General features: G+C 62.4%; 14 protein-coding genes. 6 read left to right on the top strand and 8 right to left on the bottom strand.

Going from position 1 to position 22252, the window contains the following annotated elements; all coding sequences use genetic code 11:
• Window positions 1–417: 417 nt before the first annotated feature.
• A complete protein-coding gene (locus tag Q0L62_RS03935; RefSeq protein ID WP_296676736.1) occupies window positions 418–1986 on the bottom strand; it encodes an aldehyde dehydrogenase (NADP(+)) in 1569 nt (522 codons plus the stop codon).
• Between the two features lie 115 nt (window positions 1987–2101).
• Here Q0L62_RS03935 and Q0L62_RS03930 point away from each other — a divergent pair, with 115 nt between their 5' ends.
• From Q0L62_RS03930 to Q0L62_RS03920, 3 genes are read left to right on the top strand one after another with little or no spacing between them, the layout of a single operon-like run.
• Window positions 2102–3520, top strand: coding sequence for a sugar porter family MFS transporter (locus Q0L62_RS03930; protein WP_296676735.1), 1419 nt, complete (start codon window positions 2102–2104; stop codon window positions 3518–3520).
• Between the two features lie 41 nt (window positions 3521–3561).
• Window positions 3562–5088, top strand: a complete 1527-nt coding sequence (locus tag Q0L62_RS03925) for a tryptophan halogenase family protein (protein ID WP_296676731.1) — start codon at window positions 3562–3564, stop codon at window positions 5086–5088.
• The gene (locus Q0L62_RS03920; protein WP_296676727.1) at window positions 5088–6539 is read left to right on the top strand and encodes a tryptophan 7-halogenase; all 1452 of its coding nucleotides are present in this window, start codon (window positions 5088–5090) and stop codon (window positions 6537–6539) included. The genes Q0L62_RS03925 and Q0L62_RS03920 overlap by 1 nt, the downstream gene beginning before the upstream one ends.
• A gap of 9 nt (window positions 6540–6548) precedes the next feature.
• Here the strand turns inward: Q0L62_RS03920 and Q0L62_RS03915 are convergent, their stop codons facing one another.
• A complete protein-coding gene (locus Q0L62_RS03915; protein WP_296676725.1) occupies window positions 6549–8084 on the bottom strand; it encodes a tryptophan halogenase family protein in 1536 nt (511 codons plus the stop codon).
• Window positions 8081–9592 carry a tryptophan halogenase family protein gene (locus Q0L62_RS03910; protein ID WP_296676722.1) on the bottom strand — a complete coding sequence of 504 codons (1512 nt, stop codon included), beginning with the start codon at window positions 9590–9592 and terminating at the stop codon, window positions 8081–8083. The genes Q0L62_RS03915 and Q0L62_RS03910 overlap by 4 nt, the downstream gene beginning before the upstream one ends.
• A 169-nt stretch (window positions 9593–9761) precedes the next feature.
• Here Q0L62_RS03910 and Q0L62_RS03905 point away from each other — a divergent pair, with 169 nt between their 5' ends.
• The gene (locus Q0L62_RS03905) at window positions 9762–13097 is read left to right on the top strand and encodes a TonB-dependent receptor (protein WP_296676720.1); all 3336 of its coding nucleotides are present in this window, start codon (window positions 9762–9764) and stop codon (window positions 13095–13097) included.
• Between the two features lie 88 nt (window positions 13098–13185).
• Here the strand turns inward: Q0L62_RS03905 and Q0L62_RS03900 are convergent, their stop codons facing one another.
• Together Q0L62_RS03900 and Q0L62_RS03895 are read right to left on the bottom strand one after the other, a co-directional pair.
• On the bottom strand, window positions 13186–14316 hold the full coding sequence (locus Q0L62_RS03900) for an endo-1,4-beta-xylanase (RefSeq protein ID WP_296676717.1): 1131 nt from the start codon (window positions 14314–14316) through the stop codon (window positions 13186–13188).
• Window positions 14313–16724 (bottom strand): glycoside hydrolase family 3 N-terminal domain-containing protein, encoded by a 2412-nt coding sequence (locus tag Q0L62_RS03895; protein ID WP_296676712.1) that lies wholly within the window; start codon window positions 16722–16724, stop codon window positions 14313–14315. Before Q0L62_RS03895 ends, Q0L62_RS03900 begins: the two co-directional genes overlap by 4 nt.
• A 179-nt stretch (window positions 16725–16903) precedes the next feature.
• Between Q0L62_RS03895 and Q0L62_RS03890 the strand changes: the two genes are divergently transcribed.
• Window positions 16904–18016, top strand: a complete 1113-nt coding sequence (locus Q0L62_RS03890; RefSeq protein ID WP_296676709.1) for a LacI family DNA-binding transcriptional regulator — start codon at window positions 16904–16906, stop codon at window positions 18014–18016.
• Window positions 18013–19791 carry an IlvD/Edd family dehydratase gene (locus tag Q0L62_RS03885; protein ID WP_296676706.1) on the top strand — a complete coding sequence of 593 codons (1779 nt, stop codon included), beginning with the start codon at window positions 18013–18015 and terminating at the stop codon, window positions 19789–19791. The genes Q0L62_RS03890 and Q0L62_RS03885 overlap by 4 nt, the downstream gene beginning before the upstream one ends.
• A gap of 52 nt (window positions 19792–19843) precedes the next feature.
• On the opposite strand, the gene Q0L62_RS03880 is transcribed toward Q0L62_RS03885, so the two are convergent.
• The 3 genes from Q0L62_RS03880 to Q0L62_RS03870 all read right to left on the bottom strand — a co-directional run.
• Complete coding sequence (locus Q0L62_RS03880) at window positions 19844–20725, bottom strand: SMP-30/gluconolactonase/LRE family protein (RefSeq protein WP_296676703.1); 882 nt, start codon at window positions 20723–20725, stop codon at window positions 19844–19846.
• Window positions 20716–21474, bottom strand: a complete 759-nt coding sequence (locus Q0L62_RS03875; RefSeq protein WP_296676968.1) for an SDR family NAD(P)-dependent oxidoreductase — start codon at window positions 21472–21474, stop codon at window positions 20716–20718. Before Q0L62_RS03875 ends, Q0L62_RS03880 begins: the two co-directional genes overlap by 10 nt.
• Before the next feature lie 11 nt (window positions 21475–21485).
• On the bottom strand, window positions 21486–22252 hold a 767-nt coding region (locus tag Q0L62_RS03870; RefSeq protein ID WP_296676701.1), incomplete at its 5' end, for a fumarylacetoacetate hydrolase family protein.

The following is a 22252-nucleotide window of genomic DNA, read 5'->3' as shown; positions in this document are numbered from 1 at the left end:
CTTTGTGGCAAATGCTGCTCACGCATTACTTCGATGCGCAAAGGTGATGATCCGCCTCGGGGCTGGGCGGCACAGGCATTGCACCAATAGCGCAAAAGCAATTCTGCCTGGCAAGCGCGAAGTCCAGAATCAGATCCATCCCAAAGAGAGGATGATGACATGACACTGATCAACATCGCCAGTGCGGCTGAGCTAACAGCTGCTGCGGCCCGGACGTCCCCCGCAAAGCGCAGTGGATTGCGGCCGGAACTGGCCGCGTTCTTTATAAGGGACTGCCCGCCGTGCGGGCCACGGCGGTGTAGCCGTGCGGCGGGCGTACTAAGCGAAATCGCATCGGGGCGCGGTTACAACTGACCGTGCAGTTTGTACGGCAGGCCATGACCGCCCGCTAAAATGCGCGCCACATAGCCGGGTCCCTTACCCAACGGTCCAAATGCCATCAATCCGGCGCAAAGCTGTGGTGGGCGTATCGTGCAGCGCTGGGGGAAGCAGCTGGGCGGGCCAGTCCTGATAGCTCACCGGCCGCAGAAAGCGGCCAATTGCCAGTGTCCCGACCGAGGTGCTGCGCCCGTCCGACGTTGCCGGAAACGGACCGCCGTGGTTCATGGCGTGGGTTACGGCAACACCGGTCGGCCAGCCATTTGCCAGGATGCGGCCCGCACGCGTTTCCAGTACGGGCAGCAGGCGGGCGGCCTCAGGATAGTCAGCCGGGGCCATGTGCACGGTGGCAGTCAGCTGTCCTTCCATGCCTTCCAGTACCTGCTGCAATTGCGCAATGTCCTGGCAGCGCACGATGATCGAGCTTGGCCCGAAAACTTCGCGGGCATAGGCGCCGTCGGCTATGAAATCGCCAGCCGATACGATGTGAACCTGCGCCCTTGCGGCATGATCGGCGGCTTCCTTGCCGCAGCCGATCATGCGCGCGCCTGGCAGGCTGGCAAGGTGCCGCGTTTCGCGCACGAAGGCATGCGAGATGGATGCTGTCAGCATGGTCTGACCCGCCACATCGGCCACTGCCGCGGCCGTAGCCGCGATGAACCGATCAAGTGCAGGACCATCAATGGCAAGGACAATGCCCGGATTGGTGCAGAACTGACCGGCACCCAGGGCCAGTGACGCAACATAGCCGCTTGCCAGCACCTCTGCCGCTTCGTCCAGCCGTTCGGGTAGAAGGACAACGGGATTGACGCTGCTCATCTCGGCATAGACGGGGATCGGTACGGCCCTTTTTGCCGCCAGATCCATCAGCGCCAGGCCGCCTGCACGCGATCCGGTAAAGCCAACAGCAGCGATGTGCGGATCGTTGACCAGTGCAGCGCCCAGCGCGTTGTCCGGCCCGTTGAGCAGGGAAAAAACGCCCTCCGGCATGTCCGTTTCAGCGGCCGCAGCGGTTATCGCGCCGGCCACCAGTTCAGATGTGCCGGGATGGGCCGGGTGGCCCTTGACGATGACACAGCATCCCGCCGCGAGGGCTGACGCGGTGTCTCCTCCGCCGACAGAAAAGGCCAAGGGAAAGTTGCTGGCGCCAAACACCGCCACCGGTCCCAGCGGCACCATGCGCAGGCGCAGGTCGGGGGCGGGAGGAGTGCGCGTTGCATCGCCGTGATCGATGCGCAATGCTTGCCAGGCGCCGTCCTCGACCTCGTCTGCAAACAGCCGCAGCTGTCCCACGGTCCGGCCGCGTTCACCGGTCAATCGGGCTTCGGGCAAGCCGCTTTCTGCCATGGCGCGCTGGGTGAGCACATCGCCCAGGGCATCGATGTGGTCAGCGCAGGATCGCAGGAAACGAGCGCGATCAGGCAGCGACAGGTTGGCGTAAGCCGCCTGCGCCTTGCCTGCTGCCGTGCAAGCATCGGTGATGTCCTGCGATGACGCTGCGGCAAATGGCGGCTCCAGCAGCGCGCCGGTTTCTGCATCGCGCGCCTTGAAGGTTGCGTCAGCGCCGCGGCGCTTGCCAGCGATGAAGTTCTGTCCGGAAAGGTTCATGTGCATCCGCTCCTGCGCTTGCGAAAAAGGGGCAAGCCGCAAAACGCTTGCAGCCCCACGCAAGCCTAGTAAGGTAGCGCTAACATTACGGCAATAGCCGCTGGGGAGAGACAGGATGAACGCGCCGCGCGAAAGTGCAAATACCGGTCTGATCTGGGCCATTGTCGCGGTGGCGACGATCGGCGGTTTGCTGTTCGGATACGATAGCGGTGCTGTGAACGGCACGCAGGAGGGCCTTAAATCGGCGTTTCAGCTGGACGAAGCCGGGCTGGGCTTCACGGTGGGTTCGCTTCTGATCGGCTGTTTTATCGGAGCCTTTTTTGCCGGAACGCTGGCGGACAGCCTGGGGCGTCGCAACGTGATGCGGCTGGCAGCGGTACTTTTTCTGGGCGGCGCGCTGGTCCAGGGTTTTTCGGAAAGCCACCTGTTGTTCGTAATGGCGCGCGTGGCGGGCGGCATTGCGGTTGGCGCGGCAAGCGTCCTGTCTCCGGCCTATATCTCGGAAGTGGCACCGGCCAACATCCGCGGGCGCATGACGACCGTGCAGCAGATCATGATCATCACCGGACTGACGGCGGCTTTTCTGGTCAACTATGTCGTTGCCGGATCGGCCGGCGAATCCACGGCCCCGTTCTGGGCCGGAATTGCAGCGTGGCGGTGGATGTACATTATGCAGGCGGTTCCGGCGCTGGTGTTTCTCATCGCATTGTTCTTCATTCCGGAAAGCCCGCGCTTTCTGGTCGCCAAGGGCCGGTTTGACGATGCGGGCAGGGTGCTTGTCAGCCTGTTCGGCGCAAACGCCGCAGACGCCAAACTGATCGAAATCCGCGCGAGTTTTGCCGAAGATCACCGTCCGCGCCTGTCGGATGTGAAAGCGCCAGCTGGAACCCGGGGTTTTCTTGGCCTGCGGCCGATTGTCTGGGTTGGCATCATGCTGGCGGTGTTTCAGCAGCTGGTCGGGATCAACGTGATTTTCTATTACGGTGCGACCTTGTGGCAGCTGGCCGGCTTCACCGAAAACGACAGCCTGCTGATCAACATCGTGTCGGGCGCGGTGTCCATCGCGGCCTGCTTCATCACCATCGCCGTGATCGACAAGATTGGCCGCAAGCCCCTGTTGCTGATCGGATCTGCCGGCATGGCGGCAACGCTGTTCATTATGGTCTATGCCTTCAGCCAAGGCAGCCTGGACAGCGCAGGCAAGCTGCAGCTGTCATCGCAAATGGGCCTGGTCGCGGTGATTGCCGCCAATCTTTATGTAATCTTTTTCAACGTCAGCTGGGGCCCCGTCATGTGGGTGATGTTGGGCGAAATGTTCCCCAACCAGATCCGCGGCAGCGCTCTTGCCGTGGCGGGCTTTTTCCAGTGGCTGGCAAACTATCTTATTGCGCAGACGTTTCCGGCTATGGCAGCAGGGATTGGACTGGCGGCAAGTTACACATTCTATGCCGTTTGCGCCGTCATAAGCTTTTTCCTGGTCAAGGCCTTCGTTCACGAAACCAAGGGGATGGAGCTGGAAGACATGCAAGGATGACCAGTTGCATCTGCAGGTTGCCAGTACGATAGGGCTGCCTGATGAAGGCTAGTCTTCACCACCGCGTTCGGGTCGTCGTGCTGGGCGGCGGTACAGCCGGGTGGATGACTGCGGCCGGTCTGGCCAAACTGCTGCCCGATCATGCGCAGGTTACGCTGATCGAAAGCGAAGATATCGGCATAGTCGGCGTAGGCGAAGCTACACTGCCGCATATTCGCGCCTTTGTTGAAAAGCTGGGCATCGATGAAGCAGCCTTCATGAAGGCGACCCACGCAACCTACAAGCTGGGTATCGACTTTCGCGATTTTGGCGCGCTGGGTACCAGTTACATCCATCCTTTCGGCAGCTTTGGCGAAGAGGTTGCCGGGGTGGGCTTTCACCATTGGTGGCTGGATCAGGCGCGCCGCGGCAAGGCAGGACCGCTGGGCGACTATTCGCTGGCTGTAGCAGCAGCACAGGCCAACCGGTTCCGCCCCCCGGCACAAGACCAGTCACTGGCTTCAACCTATGGTTATGCGTATCAATTTGACGCCACTCTGTTTGGCCCGTTTATGCGCAGCTTCGGCATGGCGAACGGCGTGATCCGGCACGAAGGCAGGGTCGTTTCGGTCGAACGCAGCGGAGTTGACGGCGATGTTACCGCTCTGATCCTGTCGGACGGCCGGCGCATCGAAGGCGACCTGTTCGTCGACTGTTCGGGGTTCCGCTCGCTTCTGCTGGGCGAAACGCTGGATGAAAGCTGGGAGGACTGGAGCGAATGGCTGCCCTGCGACCGCGCGGCGGCGATGCCGTGTGCCCATGTCCTGGGAGCGCCGCTGCGTCCCTATACAACCGCCACAGCCATGCCGGCCGGGTGGCGCTGGCAGATCCCGCTGCAGCACCGGATGGGCAACGGCTATGTTTTTTCCAGCGCGCATCTTTCAGAAGACGAGGCATGCACGGCAATAGCCGCGGCGGCCGAGGGGGAGGCCCTGGCCGATCCGCGCGTGCTGCGGTTCAGGGCCGGGCGCCGACGCCGAAGCTGGAGCCGCAATGTCGTCGCTGTGGGGCTCGCCAGCGGATTTCTTGAGCCCCTTGAATCGACCTCGATCTATTTGTCGCAAATGGCGATCACCTATCTGATCGAACTGTTTCCGCTGGGCGGCCACTGCGATCCGCGCGATCGGGACGAGTTCAACCGCTTGGTCGACATGGAATACGACCGGGTTCGTGATTTCCTGATACTGCATTATCACGCCACGACGCGCAGCGATTCCCCGTTTTGGAATCATGTTCGCACCATGCAGGTGCCTGACAGTCTGACCGACAAGCTGGCCCTGTGGCGGGATGCTGCACGGATCGAAAAATATTCCGACGGCCTGTTCTATGACGCAAGCTGGTTTGCCGTTTACGTGGGCCAGGGCATGGTGCCGCAAGCCTATGATAAGCGCACTGCTCTGGCGGATCCGGCGCGTGTCGGACGGGCCTTCGACGCGCTGCGCAAAGCAATCGCGGATGAGGTTGCGGCGATGCCGGGGCACGCCGATTTCCTGGGGCACGAAGCGGCGCGCCTTGCGTCGGCGGCATAATGGCTGCAGCCGGGCCGCTACGCCGCATCGTTGTTGCCGGGGACGGGCCTGTGGGTCTGCTGGCCGCTGCGGCGCTGAAACGATCACTGCCGCCGTGTGACGTGGTGGTCATTTCGGCTCCAACCGGTGCCGCCGCCTTTGCCGACCGATCCGCAACGGCACTGCCCTTTACCTGCAGGCTGCATGAGCGGCTGGGCATTGCGGATACCGCGCTGCTGCGCCGCGCCGCCGCAAGCCACCGCCTCATCACCCGGTACTTCGGCTGGGGCGGGTCGGACAGCCACGGCGTTGCGGCCTATGGCGCCGAACTGGATCCGGCCATGGCCGGTGCTTTTGCCCGCAGCTGGGGCGGCGGACAGCGCAACGTTTCGGCAGACACCGCACCCGGTTCCATCGCCGAAGTGCTGGCAGACGCGGGCCGCTATGCCTTTCCGCTGGCTGATGACGGCGGTGCTGCAGGCGCCGTCGATCATGCGATGCGCTGGAACACGGGCGCTTACCGGCAAATCCTGAGCGAAGCGGCTGCGCAGCTGGGGATTGCCGGACTGGCCGGGCCAGTCGTTGGATGCAAGCTGGATGGCCAAGGCGGATTGCGTTCGGTTGCGACCGCGGCAGATGGCGATATCACGGCGGACCTGTTTGTCGACTGCACCGGGCCTGATGCCAAGCTGCTTGCGGCGCTGCGTGAACACGCGGTCATTGACTGGGCGGACCGCCTGCCTGTGCGCACCGTATATCTGGCAGAACCGGGACCGCCGGTATTGGCCCTGGAAGACCGCATGACCTTGCTGCCGCAGGGCTGGCTGTCTGAATTGGCGGGGCGGGATGGATTGCAGACAACGCTGGCCGCGTCCCGTTCGCTTGACCCGCAAGAGGTTCGGGATGCCTTGGGGGCGCCGGCGGCCGAAGCGATCCCGATCGGTCCGGCACGCGCGAAGGCATCCTGGCTGGGCAACGTCGTTGCGCTTGGCGATGCAGCAGCACGCTTTGAACCCATCGGCGGCTACCCTCTCGATCTGGCGCACCGGCAACTTGCACTGCTGCTAGAACTGCTTCCCAGCCTGGCCTTCGCGCCCGCCGAGCGCGCCGAATACAACCGGCGCGCCGCTTTGATGGCCGATGCGGTGCGCGATACCATTGCGGTACATTACGCGGCGCCGGCAGCAATGGCCGTTTTCGGTTCGCAAGGCCGCTCTGCCCAGCTTGATCGCACGATCGACCAGTATACGCGGCGCGGGCGCATGCCGTTTCGCGAAGAAGCGCCGTTGGCCGGGCAAGAGTTTTGCGCGCTGCTTGTCGCGCTGGGCTTTGCGCCCGGGACTACAACGTTGGCGGCTGCGCGCCCGGCTGATGAAGCAGCGGTGGCTGCCGCCTTTGCCGTTAAGGCGCGTTCGGTGCTGGTGCGCACGCCGCCCTATGCCGAATGGCTGGCCGGCCAACTTTCCGCATAGGCCGGCGATTTACGCGACCGCCTGCTCAACCGATGCTGCGCCGCCGATTGCCTGTAAATGCTGACGCTGGGTGGGCAGACGCCCGGCCGTATCAGCTATGACTGCGCGGATATGATCCAGACGTCGATGCAGTTCGGATGCTTCCAGTGCTTCGGCCAGCGGATGGTAACCGCCGGGCTCTACGCCTTGCCCAACCAATACGGCAAGCCAGCTGGCCTCGGTAAACAGTTCGTTGTGCTCGCGGATGATACGGCCAGACGAAGCAAACATGGCCGTTTTTTCGGCCAGTCCGGCGGGTTCGGGCAAGTTGCGGCAATGGTTCCAAAAGGCAGAATCGTTTCGTTCCGTCGCGCGGTAATGCAAAACCAGGAAATCGCGGATATCAACATAGTCCTGCACCGATTCCCGATTGTACCGGTCTATTTCTGCTGCTGAAAAGGCGCTGGTCGGAAACAGTGTCATCAACCGGGCAATCCCGCTTTGCACCAGATGGATCGATGTCGATTCAAGCGGTTCAAGAAATCCGCCCGCCAATCCCAGCGCAACGACGTTCTTGTCCCACGCGCGGGCGCGATGCCCGGCGGTGAAGCGCAGGTGGTTGGGATCGGCCAGCTGCTTGCCGTCCAGGTTTGCCAGCAGCAACTGCGTTGCTTGTTCCTGGGTGGTAAAGGCTGAACAATACACGTGCCCATTGCCGATCCGGTGCTGCAGCGGAATGCGCCACTGCCACCCGGCCGGGCGTGCGGTCGATCGGGTCAGGGGCAGATCGGCCCCGCCCAAGGCACAAGGGATTGCAACCGCGCGGTCGCACGGCAGCCATTCACTCCAATCGGTAAACGGCACCCCCAGCGTTTCCCCAAGCAGCAGCGCGCGAAAGCCCGAACAGTCGATGAACAGGTCGCCCGCCGCCGTAATGCCATTTTCCAGCGTCACCGTTTCGACAAAGCCGCTGAGCGGGTTCTGTTCAACCGAACGTATTCGCCCCTCGGTACGCTTGACGCCGCGTCCTTCTGCAATTGTGCGCAGCAAACGGGCATAACGGGACGCGTCGAACTGGAATGCGTAGGCCAGCTTGGCCATGGGCGAATTGGGCAAGTCCGGCCGCGGCAAATCGAAGCGGCCCATCGCGGCCGCAACGGCCGCAATGGAATAAGCATCCAGCGGCGCGGTTTCCCCCAGCCGCTGACCGCGCAGCCAGAAGTGGTGAAACTCGATCCCCAGCATATCGATGCCGAAGCCGCCGAAGGGATGAATGTAGCTGTGGCCGATGCGCCGCCAGTCGACAAACTCGATTCCCAATTTGTAGGTGGCCCGCGTCTCTCGCATGAAGGCTGCGTGGTCGATGTCCAGCAGGGTGTTGAAAGCAATGATCTGCGGAATGGTCGCCTCGCCAACCCCTACGGTGCCGATTGCCTCGCTTTCGACCAGTTCGATAGTCAGCCCCGGCATACCGTGCAGCACTTTGGACAGCGCGGCGGCTGCCATCCAGCCGGCGGTACCGCCTCCGACGATCACGATGCGGCGGATCGGGCCGCTGTCGTTCATGCGCCCCAGCCTCCGGCTCGGCGCAGAAACTCTTCCTGACCAGGCAGGGATGCTGCCGCCGCCTGATAGGCCGCGCGCATCTGCGCCATGGCCGCAGCGACCTTGTCCTCGTCCAGGGTATCGGCAATCGGCTCCCACCGTTCGGGTACGATGTTCTGCCCCAGCATGACCGCTATCCAGCTGGGTTGGCTGAACAGTTCCACATTTTCCCGGAACACGCGGCCACGGCGCTTCCACAGTTCGATCTTTCGGGCCAGCGAATCGGGGACTTCCATATCCCGCACATACCGCCAGAACGCGGTGTCGCTGCGCTGCGTGGCCTTGTAGTGGAGAATCACGAAATCGCGCACATCGGCGTAAAGTTCACCCATACCGCGGTTGTATTCATCCCGTTCCAGCGGCGTGACCGGGTTGTCGGGGAACAGGGCAAACAGCCGGTGAATGCCGTTCTGGATCAGATGGATGGCGGTCGATTCAAGCGGTTCGATGAAACCGGACGAAAGGCCAATTGCCACCACGTTGTTTTTCCATGGCTGGCGCCGCATCCCGGTTCGGAAGCTGAGCATGCGCGGCTCGGCCAGCGGCTCTCCCTCAACCCCGGCTAGCAAGATGCGTTCCGCCTCATCCGGCTGCATATAGGCACTGCAGAACACGTGCCCGTTGCCGGTACGGTGCTGCAGGGGGATGCGCCATTGCCAGCCTGCGCCGTGCGCGGTTGAACGCGTGAAAGGATCCGGCGATGTCACGTTGCGCGTCGGCAGGGCGATTGCACGGTCCATCGGCAGCCAGTGGCTCCAGTCCTCGAAACCGGCTTCCAGCGTTTCTTCGATCAGCAAGCCGCGAAATCCCGAGCAATCGATAAACAGATCGCCGCCAACCTGTTCGCCGCCGGCCAGTTCAACCGAAGTGACATCGCCGCTTTGTCCGTCGCGGTGGACGTGAACGATCTTGCCTTCGATCCGGCGGGCCCCTTGTCGTTCCGCCAGACCGCGCAGGAACTTGGCATAAAGTCCGGCATCGAAATGGAATGCATAGGCAATCTGCGAAACCAGGCTTTGCGCCCCGGCCTTTGGCCGCCCGAACCGGCGCTGAGCGGCGGCAACCGTGCACATCGAATAATCGGATATCGACCCGCCGCCCGCCCGCGCGGCCTCACGCAACCAGAGCTGATGGAACGATATGCCGTGAAGGTCTTCGCCATAGGATCCGAACGGATGGAAGTACCGGTCTCCGAGTTGGCCCCAGTTTACGAACTCGATCCCAAGTTTAAAGGTCCCGCGGGTGGCCCGCAAAAACTCGTTTTCGTCGATGTCGAGCATGCGGTTGAAAGTGGCAATAGGCGGTATCGTCGCTTCGCCCACGCCGACAGTGCCAATATCGTCCGATTCGACCACTGTGATCTGCCGCTGCCCGTCATTGAAAAAGCGCGACATCGCTGCAGCCGTCATCCAGCCTGCGGTTCCGCCACCGACGATGACAACGCGTGAAATGGGGCGGACGTCAGGCATGGGGCGGGCAGATACCCAAGCTGCGGCAGCCCTGCAATGGTTCCGCTACCATTTTGCTGATCTCCCTCTTGCAATGCGATAGGATCGCGGATATCCGGATGCAATCAATAAAACGCTTTCGGCGTCGGGCGCGCCAAAATGGTAGCGCTAACATGGGGAGGAAAGGCATATGGCCACGCACGTACGGTTTCCGGCACGCGTCGTGAGTTTGAAAGGCAGCGCATCGCTGGCGGTTATCGGTCTGTTGCTTTCACCGGCAATGGCAGCGGCGCAAAGCAGCACTGCAACCCAGCAGCCGGCCGACAGCGCTGATGCGCCAACCAGCGAAATCATCGTCACCGGCATTCGCCGCTCGCTGGAAAACGCCCAGAACATCAAGCGGTCAGCCGATACCGTGGTCGACGCCATTACTGCCGAAGATATCGGTGCCCTGCCGGACCGTTCGGTAACCGAAGCCCTGCAGCGCGTCCCTGGTGTTGCGATCAACCGCTTTGCCGGATCGAACGATCCGGATCACTTTTCGGTCGAAGGTTCGGGCGTGGTCATCCGCGGCCTTAACTTCGTGCGGTCAGAGTTCAACGGACGCGACGCCTTTGCTGCCGGTGTGAACGGCCAGGCAATCAATTTTGCCGATATCCCGGCTGAACTTCTGGGATCGGTCATCGTAAGCAAGAACTCGACCGCTGACATGATCGAAGGCGGTTTGGCGGGCACGGTCAACCTCAACACGCGCAAGCCGCTCGACAACCGCGGTTTCCACATCGGCTTCAGTGCCGAGGCGAACTATGGCGATTTCCGCAAGGAATGGACCCCCAGCTTCTCTGGTCTGATCAGCAACACCTGGGATACCGATGCAGGCACGTTCGGCCTGCTGATCAGCGGCAACTATTCGCGGATCAAAAGCCGGGCCGATGGCATCCAGATCGCCAACTACCAGACCCGCGACGGATCATCCGTGCGCCAGGCCAATGCGCTTGACAGCTTTGTCTGCCGCAACCGCCTGCCCGGTAGCGGCGATGCGACAACCTTGCCCGCTTCCGGAACCTGCGGCGCCGCGCAAACCGCCGGTGCGGACGGTTTCGTCGATCTGGCCAGCCTGCGGTATGCACCGGTTGGCGGTCAGTTCCGTACCCAGGATTTCGATCGCAAACGCGATGGTATTGCGGCAGCCGCGCAGTTCGAAAGTTCGGACCGCAATACACTGCTTACTGCCCAGTTTATCCGGTCGCACACCACCAACGCCTGGGGTGAGCGCACGTTTGAATCGGCGCCGGACAATGCGGAATACAACACCTATCCGCGCGGCTGCTTCCTGAATCCCAATGCTGGCGGCCAAGCGGCGAGCGAAGGTGACGTGCAGTGCGCCACTACCGGGTTCAGCAATTACCAGTATGATGCCAACGGGCTGTTCCAGTCGGGCTATATCACCAGCCCGGCATCAGGGTGGCGCGGCGCCGGGCCGAATGATGGTTCGACCTACGTGCCCTATGGCGGCGTGCAGCAGACGTTGTCCCGTCGCCAGGTTTTCGAAGAGCAGACCAACAACGATTTTGGCCTGAACTTCCGGCACAAGACCGAAGGCGGACTGACGATCGAACTGGACGGTCAGTACACCCGGTCCAAGCATGATGTTGACGATGTCAGCGTCTTTGGTTCGACTTTCGCCGATCAGGAACTGGACCTTACCGGCAAATACCCGGTGATCATCCCGCACAAGCCGAATGTAACGAAGTATGCGCAGACCTGGGCAGGCGGCAATCCCGCCTTGGCCGGCCTGAGCGAGGCGAATTATTTTGCCAGCAACGATGTCCAGTTCTGGCGGGCGGCAATGGACCACTTCGAACGCAGCGAAGGTGACGAGTTCGCGTTCAAAGGCGACCTGACGTACGACTTTGGCGACGATTCGTTTATCCGCCAGGCAAAGGTCGGCGCCCGTTATGCGGATCGCGATCAGACCATTCGCTATACGACCTACAACTGGGGCGTGCTGTCGGAAGTGTGGGCCGGCTCGGATGTCGTGCGTTTAAGCCAGACGCCGGGCATCTACGATTCGTATGATTTTCCGAACTTTTTCCGCGGCGAAGTACCCGGACCGCCATCGAGCCGTTATTTCAGCGGCGATCTGATCAACGATTACACGAAATCGGCCGGCATCTTCAAATCGATCTCGCAGCAGTGGCTGGCGAAGGGCGCAACGCCTGGATCCCAGGCGTGGCGGCCGGCAGCAGAACGCGCCGATGCGGTCGGTGGATCCTATTTCCGGCCTGACGAAATATCCGACATCCAGCAAAGGGACTTCGCGGCCTACGCCATGCTGCGCTTCGGCACAGATAATCTTGGCGATGGCGGAAAGCGACTGGCCGGCAACCTGGGTGTTCGCTGGGTAAGCACGAAGGTCAATTCGTCAAGCGCGACCCGCGTGCCCACGGCAAGCGAAGTTGGCATCGCTCAAAGCTTTGCGGCGCGCTGTTCGGCGACGCCGCCGCCCAGCGCACCGCCCGGTACGGCGGTCAGCCCTCCGGGCGGCGTCTGCTCACTGGGTCTGGCGGGGTACAACCAGCTGCAAGCCTTCACCGGCGCTAATGCAACGATTGTTCCGCGCAGCACGGAAACCAGCTACGATTACTTCCTGCCCAGCCTGAACGTGATGCTGGAAGTCACGCCCAAGGTGATCTTGCGCGCAGCGGCTTCAAAAGTGCTGACGCGCCCGCAAACATCCTACATCCGCAATTACCTGACGTTCGATACCAGCCAGGGCACATTGCTGCTTTCGGCAGGAAATCCGGATCTTCGTCCGGCAACCGCCTGGCAGTTCGATCTGACCGCAGAATGGTATTTTGCGCCGGTCGGCTCGCTTACCGCAAACGTGTTCTACAAATCGGTGAACGGGTTCTTCTATTCCACTCCGCAGCCGTTCCAGATCACCAACAACGGGGTGACCCTGGATGCCAGCATTCTGGCCCCGGCAAATTATAACGGAACCGGGAAGATCAAGGGCTTCGAGCTTGCTTACCAGCAGACCTATGATTTCCTTCCGGCGCCGTTCGACGGTCTGGGGATGAGCGCGAACTATTCGTATATCGAAAGTTCGGGCTTGCCCAATGCCTTCCTGAATACCGGCGAACCGGTGGATTCCAGCACGATCAGGCCAGGCAGCCTGCCGCTGGAAGGCCTGTCGAAGCACAACTTCAATGTGGCGGTTTTCTATGAAAAGGGGCCGATATCGGTTCGTGCGGCGTACAACTGGCGCTCGCGGTTCCTGTTGACCGTTGCCGACGTGATTTTCCCTTACACGTCGATTTTCAACGAGCCGACGGGGCAGCTTGACGGGTCGATCTTCTTCAACCTGACCAAACAGATCAAGGTCGGGGTGCAGGGTGTCAACCTGCTCAACGAAGTGACCAAGACGTCGCAGGCCTACACCGGTGATCCGGCCCAGCTGGCACCGCGGTCTTACTTTATGAATGACCGCCGCTTCTCGTTCGTGGTTCGCGGCAACTTCTGACTTCGCGCCCTCCCAGGCGTAGACTGCCCGCCGCACCGCATCGGTGCGGCGGGCATTTTTTGCCAACTTTCGTCGTTCGGTCGGGTAGTTAGCGCGCCTGCGCGGTGGTCAGAGCAGCAGCGATAACGTTTCGCAGGGGCTTTGCACGGTACCGGTCATCATAGGGGCAGCAGCGCTGCGCAAGGCCGTCTGACCGCGGCGCAAAGTCCTGCAGCCAGCTGAACCGGTCGGCAAGCCCCCAGGCCAGGACATCGCCCAACGCTTTCTGGTCCAGCATCACGTCGAAGTAGCGCCGCGCGTATTCCGCCACCTTGGCATCGCGTGCAGCCGCTTCGGCGGGCAAAGCATTGTCCTTCACATCGAATTCGGTGATCAGAAGCCGGTAACCCATGCCAGTCACCTCGTTCAGAAAATCCCGCCATGCGCGCTCGCGATACGGTCCGACGCCGGTTGCCCGGTCCACTTCAAGAACTTCGATGTGGGACTGGATACCCAGCGTGTCGACCGGGGTGCCGCGTTTGCGAAAACCTTCCAGCAGTCGCAGTACATCGCTGCAATGGGCCGCGTGCTGCGGCTCCCAGCTCATATAGTCGTTATAGACCAGCTCGCTTGCCGGGGCCAGATCCCGCGCGGTATGAAAGGCCAGATCAAGGACCGCCTCGGCGCCCCCCATCGCGCGGCTGAGGCTGGTCTGCACCGGGCCGCGGGCCTGGTGATCGATCGCCTCGTTCACCACATCCCAGCTTGTGATGCGCGGTCCGTAGCGTTCAACCACCGCGCGGATATGGCCGGTGAGCAGCCGTTCCGCTTCCAGGCGCGGATTGGCGCCGAAATCATGGGCGTTGAGCCATTGCGGAAACCATTCGGGCCGATGCCATAAAAGCGTGTGGCCGCGCACGGCTAGACCGTGCTGCGCAGCCCAGCGCACGATGGCATCCATCCCGGTGAAATCGTACGTGTCCGCATCAGGCCGCAACGCCTGCCACTTCATTTCGTTTTCCGGCACGACCAGATTGCATTGCGACCGGACAAGCGCGGCATAGGCAGGGTTGCGGATGGACCCGCCGCCACGGGCGGCAATCGCGCTGCCGAACTGCCGTCCGCTGCGTGCGGCAAGGCTTGCCAGTGAACCTTCGCCGGTTACGTCCGCCGCGGTTACGCAAGCGGCCAGGGGCAGGCTGGCCAGGCCGCCCAGTACGGTACGGCGATCGGCGATCATGGCGCGACCGTCAGCTTTACCTCCTTGATGTCTCGTGCATTTGCGCCGACCATCAGAGTAAAGCTGCCCGGTTCGGTCACGAACTTCATCTCGCGGTTCCACAGGCCGAACGCCTCGGGCCGGATGGCAACCGCTACATCGCGCCGTTCACCCGGCTGGAGCCGGACCCTGGTAAAACCGACCAGTTGCTTGAGCGGGCGTGTCACCGAACTTACATCGTCGCGCAGGTAAACCTGCACAACCTCGTCCCCCGCGCGCGAGCCGGTGTTGGTCACCGCTGCGCGCACGGTTACGGCTTCGCCCGGCCGGATCGTGACTGCTGACAGGGTCGGCGCGCCGATGTCGAACGTTGTATAGCTAAGACCGTAACCGAATGGATAAAGCGGCTCGGTCGTGCCGAACAGGTACCCGCGCCGCGCGCTGGGCTTGTAGTCATAGAAAACCGGCAACTGGCCCACACTGCGCGCGACCGTCACGGGCAGCTTGCCAGATGGGTTGACCCGCCCGAACAGCGCATCGGCGATCGCCGCCCCCTGCTGTTCGCCGGCGTACCACGTTTCCAGGACGGCATTGGCACTGGCGGCTACCGCCGGGTAACTGGGCGGACGTCCGTTGACGAGCACGACGACGACCGGCTTGCCCAGGGCCTTGACCGCGGCAAGCAGTTCGTTCTGCTGGCCAACCAGATCAAGATCGCTGCGGTCACCAAGATGGTCATCACCCCAGCCTTCCCGGCTGGTTTGTTCGGTATCGCCCAGAAACAGCACGATGGTGTCAGCGCCGCGGGCCGTTTCGACGGCTTGGGCGATCATCCGGCGGTTGGTTTGGGGATCGCCCAGTTCAACCTTGTCGGCCCACCAATCGTCGTTTTTCGTTATCTCTACCCCGGGGGCGTAGATCACATTGGCGCGGCTTCCCACCAGCGCCTGTATCCCGGCCAGCGGGCTTACGGTTGCGCGGGGTATCCCGTAATAGCTGCCCAGCCGGGCTTTCTGCGCGCTGGACCCGATGACCGCGATTGTCCGTTTCGCCGCACCGGGCGCTGGCATGGCCAGGGGCAAGGTGCCATCGTTCTGCAGCAGGACCAGCGATTGCTCTGCAGCCTTTCGTGCCAGTGCAACTGCCGCGGCGGTGTTGGATGACAGGGCTGGCTTGAGGTCGGTAACGAACGGCTGTTCGAACAGCCCGGCGTTGAACTTCATCGTCAGGGCATGTGTAACCGCGCGGTCAATCTGGGCGGCCTGTACGGTCCCGGCCTTGGCCTGGGCAAGCAGGGTCGAATAGGAAACCCCATCGGGAAAATCCACGTCGACCCCGGCGTCCAGTGCGTACCGGGCCGCTTCGGGGACATCAGCCGCCACGTGATGCCGGTTGACCATTTCTTCGATGGCGAAATAATCGCTGACGACCGCGCCCTGGTAATTCCATTCGTTGCGCAGGACGGTGCCGAGCAGCCATTTGTTCGAGTGGCTCGGAATGCCATCAATCTCGTTATAGCTGGCCATGACCGAGGCCACGGCCGTGCGATCGATCACCTGCTTGAACGGCGGAAAAAAGAAATCGCGCAGGGTCCGCTCGCCAAGCGGTGCGGGGGCCGTGTTGGTTCCGCTTTCGGGCTGGCCGTGCCCGGTCATGTGCTTCAGCGTGGCCATCACGTGACCGGGGCTGAGTTTGGGATTCTTGCCCACCCCCTGCAGCCCTTCAACCGCTGCAACGCCCATTTCACCGACGAGAAACGGATCTTCGCCAAACGTCTCTTCGATCCGGCCCCAGCGCGGGTCGCGTGCCACATCGACGACCGGGGACAAGACCTGTTGCACGCCGCGGGCACGCGCTTCGCCGGCGATCTGGCGGTTCACTTCGCGGACCAGGTCGGGGTTCCAGGTCGAAGCCAGGCCAATGGGCATGGGATAGCTTGTTGCATCAAGCGCAGCCAGACCGTGCAGCGATTCCTCGTGCAGCATGACAGGTATGCCCAGCCGTGTTCCCTCCCGCGCCCATTTCTGCACCGCGTTGGCATAGGCGACACTGTCGGCAATGCTGCGCGGAGCATTGTCGCGCGGGCTTCCCGGGCCGGTCTTGTCGCTGGGCCGCGTAAAGAAACCGATCCCATGCGGATAGACCGCCCGGGCCTTGACCGGATCAAAAGTGAAATCGGCGCGCTGGAGTTTGGTCTTGCCCTGCCACACGCTGGTAACCTGGGCGACTTTTTCTTCCAGCGTCATGCGCGCCAGAAGATCGGCCACGCGCTGCGCCACCGGCAACTGCGCATTCCAGTATGCCGCATCGGGCATCGGCCGGTCTGGCAACGGCGCATGTGCGGCTTGCTTGGCCATTGCCGGTGCAGCGGGCAGGGCGGTCACGGCAACGCTTGTCAACGCCATGCAAAGCCAGGATTTAAGCACCATCGAAACTCTCCCGCGGCGGTGCCGCTTGACTGCGCAACGCTTTGTGTTAGCGCTACCATATGATGGCCAGCGAGCTTGTCAACACGCCCGGAAAACGGCTTGAAACGGGCCTGCTGTCTGCCGTCATCCGGCGCGCGGCCCACTTGTCATGAGCGCAGCAGCGACTAAAGGCCAAGGGCATGGCTAGTGACAGGACCAAGGCTCTAAAAGGTGCGGTGCGCACGCCGCGCAGGGGCAGCGAAGCGCCGACCATCGCCGATGTCGCCCGTGCTGCTGCGTGTTCACCGATGACGGTCAGCCGGGTGATCAACGGCGAAGACAGCGTGCGCGAAGAAACCCGCGAACTGGTTCTCGAAGCGATCAACAAGCTTAACTATACCCCCAACCGGGCAGCGCGCAGCCTGGCGGGCGGGGCGCAGGTCCGTATCGGGCTGTTGTTCGACAATCCTTCGGCGTCCTATCTGGCAGAGTTTCTGATGGGCGCCCTGGAAGAAGCGGGACGGCGCGACGTGCATCTGGAAGTGCAAAGCTGCGACAGCACGGACGAAGCCAAGCCGATGATGCGCAAGATGTTCGAAAGCGGGATCAGCGGTTTCATTCTGCCGCCGCCGCTGTGCGATGACCAGTCGGTGCTCGACCTGGTCGCCGAACTTGATACCGTCGCGATTGCAGTCGGGCCGGGCAAGGCCGACGGCACCCATGGTTCGGTGACCATTGACGATTTCCAGGCCGCCTACGATATGACGCGGCACATCATCGGCTTGGGTCACAAGCGCATCGGGTTCATCATTGGCAATCCCGAACAGGTTGCCAGCGGCCGGCGACTGGGCGGTTTCTGCCAGGCAATGCAGGATGCCGGGCTTGATGTGCCTGACGAACTGCTGGTCCAGGGACGATTCAATTACCGATCCGGCATGGCCGCAGCAGAACGCCTCCTGGCGCTCGATCCGCGGCCCACCGCCATATTTGCATCGAACGATGATATGGCCGCAGCAACGGTGGCGGTGGCGCACCGTCAGCATCTCGACGTGCCAAACGACATATCGGTATGCGGTTTTGACGATACCGATCTGGCGCGCTCGATCTGGCCTGAGCTGACCACGATCCGCCAGCCGATCCGGGCAATGACTGCCTGGGCGGTGGCTGCGATCGTGCGCGCCCTGCGTTCCAAGCGATCCGCCGAACTTCCCAAGATCGAACGGGCAGTGATGCCCTATGATCTTATCCGACGTGAATCCGATGCCGCGCCGGCGCTGTCGGCACCAACCGCGAAATCCGGTTTGCAAACATGAGCGCGGGCAAAACGCCGCTGCGCAGCCGCGACTGGTTTGCCAATCACGATCGCCCGGACATGACCGCGCTCTATCTTGAGCGGTTCATGAATTACGGCGTGACGCCAGAGGAACTGCAAAGCGGCAAGCCGATTATCGGCATCGCACAATCGGGTAGTGACCTTAGCCCGTGCAACCGCATCCACATCGATCTGGCCACGCGGGTTCGCGACGGCATCCGCGATGCCGGCGGCATTCCGATCGAGTTTCCGGTTCATCCGATTTTCGAAAACTGCCGCCGTCCCACTGCCGCCCTTGACCGCAATTTGCTGTACCTGGGGCTGGTCGAATTGCTGAACGGCTATCCGATCGACGGGGTGGTGCTGACCACCGGCTGCGACAAGACGACCCCCAGCCAGATCATGGCGGCCAGCACGGTCGACATCCCGGCCATTGTACTAAGCGGCGGTCCGATGCTGGACGGCTGGCATGACGGCGAACTGGTCGGTTCGGGCACGGTGATCTGGCGCAGCCGCCGCAAGTTGGCGGCTGGCGAAATCGACGAGACGGAGTTTCTTCGCCGCGCTACCGGCAGCGCGCCCAGCGCCGGGCATTGCAATTCCATGGGCACGGCCAGCACCATGAACGCCGTTGCCGAAGCACTGGGGATGAGCCTGACCGGATGCGCGGCCATTCCCGCCCCTTACCGTGAACGCGGCCAGATGGCCTATCGCACCGGCCAGCGCATCGTGGCCATGGTCCACGAGGATCTCAAGCCGTCGGACATTCTTACGCCCGCCGCATTCCGCAATGCGATTGCCGCAGTCAGCGTCATCGGTGGATCATCCAATGCACAGCCGCACGTAGCGGCGATGGCCGCCCATGCCGGCGTGGCGCTGGACGCTGATGATTGGCAGGATCATGGCTATGACTTGCCTCTGCTGGTGAATATGCAGCCTGCCGGCCAATACCTGGGCGAACGCTTTCACCGTGCCGGCGGGGTGCCCGCCGCGCTGTGGGAATTGCTCCAGGCTGGTAAACTGGATGGCAGCGCGCTGACCTGCACCGGGCAAACCATCGCCCATAACCTTGCCGGCCGAGAGAGCCCGGATCGCGAAATGATCCGCCCCTATGCCGACCCGCTGAAGGACAAGGCCGGGTTTCTGGTGCTGCGCGGAAACCTGTTCGATTTTGCCATCCTCAAGACCTCGGTCATTTCGGACGAATTCAGGGCGCGTTACCTGATGAATCCCGGGTCCGAGAATGTGTTTGAAGCGCGGGCAGCGGTTTTTGACGGATCGGACGATTACCACCACCGCATCAACGATCCCGGCCTGGCGATCGATGCGGGATCGATCCTGGTCATCCGCGGGGCAGGGGTGATCGGCTGGCCCGGAAGCGCCGAAGTGGTCAACATGCAGCCGCCCGACGCATTGATCCGCGCAGGGGTGCAGTGGCTGCCGACGCTTGGTGATGGCCGCCAGTCGGGAACCAGCGACAGTCCATCCATTCTGAACGCCAGTCCTGAAGCGGCAGTCGGGGGCGGCCTCGCATGGCTGCGCGACGGTGATGTGATCCGGGTCGATCTTAACGCGCGGACCTGCGATGCACTGGTCGAACCGGATGAAATCGCGCGCCGTCTGGCCAGCGGTCCGGCGCCTGTCGTTCCCCCCGGCCAAACGCCGTGGGAAGAACTCTACCGCGAAAAAACCGGGCAGCTTGGCGCGGGAGCGGTGATGGAGTTTGCGGTCAAGTATCGGGGCACCGCACGCAAGTTGCCGCGGCACAACCACTGATTGGCAGTCCGATATGGCGCATGCTGCACGCGCCGCCCCGCTCTGGCCCGCTTCACCACCGCACCGGAACCGAAACCGTCCCGCGCACCGATGACGGCATGGCAAGCAGATGCCCGGCAAGGGGACAATTGCGGCGTTCGTCATCCGCCACGTCTTTGGTGGCCGTGGTGACGAACATGGTCATAAGATCCACGCCGCCAAAGGCGATCTTGGTGACATCGCGCGCGGGCATGGCAACGCGATCGATCAGCGTGCCGCGGGCATCATAGCGAGCTGCAGCACTGCCCAGGTACAAACCCGTCCACAGGCAGCCTTCGGCATCGACGACCGGGCCATCGGGATAGGCCTGAGGAAAATCGCGCGCGCAATCCGCAAAGGGGCGGATATCGCCTGCACCCGCTGCGGTAAGATCGGCGACGACAATGCGTTTGCCCAGGGTATCGGTAAAATAGATCAGCCCGTGCAGCGGATCGACCGCCGGCCCGTTCGTGATGGCATAGCCTGATGGCCCTGCCGGGGTCACGCTGCCGCGGTCGAAGCAATAGAACCGCCCGCTTTGTTGGGATTCCGCATCGTCCATCGAGCCGAACCAGACCCTGCCCCAGGGATCGGTGCAGGCATCGTTAAGCCGGTTTCCCGCTGGTTCGCCGGGCACCGTGCACAGCAACGAAAAGAGGGCCGTTGCAGGATCGAACCGGTAAAGCCCGTCCTGCAAACCGCACAGCAGCAGTCCATCTTCTGCGGGAAGGGCCCATCCGATCTGACCGGGCGCCGGGAACGATGTGTTCACGCCATCGGCCGGATCATGGCACCACAGCAGCCGGCGTTTGATATCGACAAACCACAGGACCTGGCGCGCCGCATCCCATACCGGGCCTTCGCCTAAAAGTGCCTGCGCTGCGCAGACGGACCTGGCTTCGGTTATCAACGCCACCCCGCATCGACCCAATAGGCGTGGGCGGTGCAGAACCTGGCATCATCACTGGCCAGAAACATGGCCATCGCCGCAATATCGGCTGGCAGGATGCGGCCATCAAGACACTGGGCTGCAACGATTTCGGCTTCGCCCTCGGGCGTGTACCATTTTTGCTGGCGCGGTGTCTGGACGTTGCCGGGGACGATGGTGTTGACGCGGATGTTGTGCCGCCCCAGATCGCGCGCCAGGCTGCGGGTCAGACCTTCGATCGCCGCCTTGGCCGTCTGGTAGATGGCCAGATCTTGCAGGCCAAGGTGCCAGCTGATCGAACCCATGTTGACGATGCTGCCGCCGCCGGCCGCGGTCATGGCCGGAATGACGGCCTGAGCTGCAAAAAACTGATGTTTGAGATTCACGGCCATGCGTTCGTCCCAGTATTGTCCGGTCACATTGCCGACGCTGTGGCGATCGTCGTTGGCGGCGTTGTTGACCAGCACGTCACAGCCGCCAAGACTGTCTGAAATCTGGCCGATTGTCTGCACATAACGATCGCAGTCGCTGATGTCGCAGGCATAGAAGACCGGCGGCACGAACGCATCGACCAGCCGGAAAGCGACCGACTGCCCCGCTGCCTTGTCGATATCCACGAACGCGACTGCGGCGCCTTGCCGGGCGAAACCTTCAACGATGGCTTCGCCGATTCCCGCCGCGCCGCCGCTTACGATAACGCGCTTGCCGGCCAGGCTGGGGTAGACATTGCGGATCAGGGGCTCTGCCATCAGACCTTCTCCGCCAGGCCGCGCGCAGCCAGATTGCGGATAAATGCTCCCAGCCCCATGGTCCAGGGCGGCGCATCTCGCGATGTGGTGACCGTATTGACCAGCCGTCCCAGCCGCTGCGACGCGATAGTCACCCGATCGCCCAACTTGTGGGTGAAGCCTGCACCTGGCGTGCCGCGGTCCTGCACGGGCGCAAACAACGTTCCGCAAAACAGTGCGATCCCGTCAGGATAATGATGCTCGCTTATCGCCTGCCGGACCAGTTCGAGCGGATCGCGGCTGATCTGATCCATGTGATTGACCCCTTCAAGGTGGTAGCCATCGGTCCCTTCGATGGTGAGGCGGACGTCGGCCTTACGCACATCATCCAGAGTGAAACCTGCATCAAGCAGGCGGATGAACGGCCCGATGGCGCAGCTTGCCGTGTTATCCTTGGCCTTGGACAACAACAACGCCGACCGTCCTTCGAAATCGCGCAGGTTGACGTCATTGCCCAGTGCTGCGCCGATCACTTCACCGTGGTTGTCGCAAATCAGCACGACTTCGGGTTCGGGATTGTTCCAGGTCGAATCCGATCGCACACCGATGGGTTCGCCAGTGCCCACGGACGACAGGACCGGCGCTTTGGAAAACACTTCTGCATCGGGGCCAATGGCAACTTCGAGATATTGTGACCACATGCCCTGTCCGATCAGCGCGGCTTTCAGCTGTTCCGCTTCGGGCGAACCGGGCACGACCGATCGGATGCCGGCCCCGACCGTTTCTT

The sequence above is a fragment of the Novosphingobium sp. genome, from assembly GCF_024642085.1.
Taxonomy (GTDB): domain Bacteria; phylum Pseudomonadota; class Alphaproteobacteria; order Sphingomonadales; family Sphingomonadaceae; genus Novosphingobium.
Note: the sequence above shows the minus strand (reverse complement) of the source record. Positions and strands in the feature narration are given on the sequence as shown.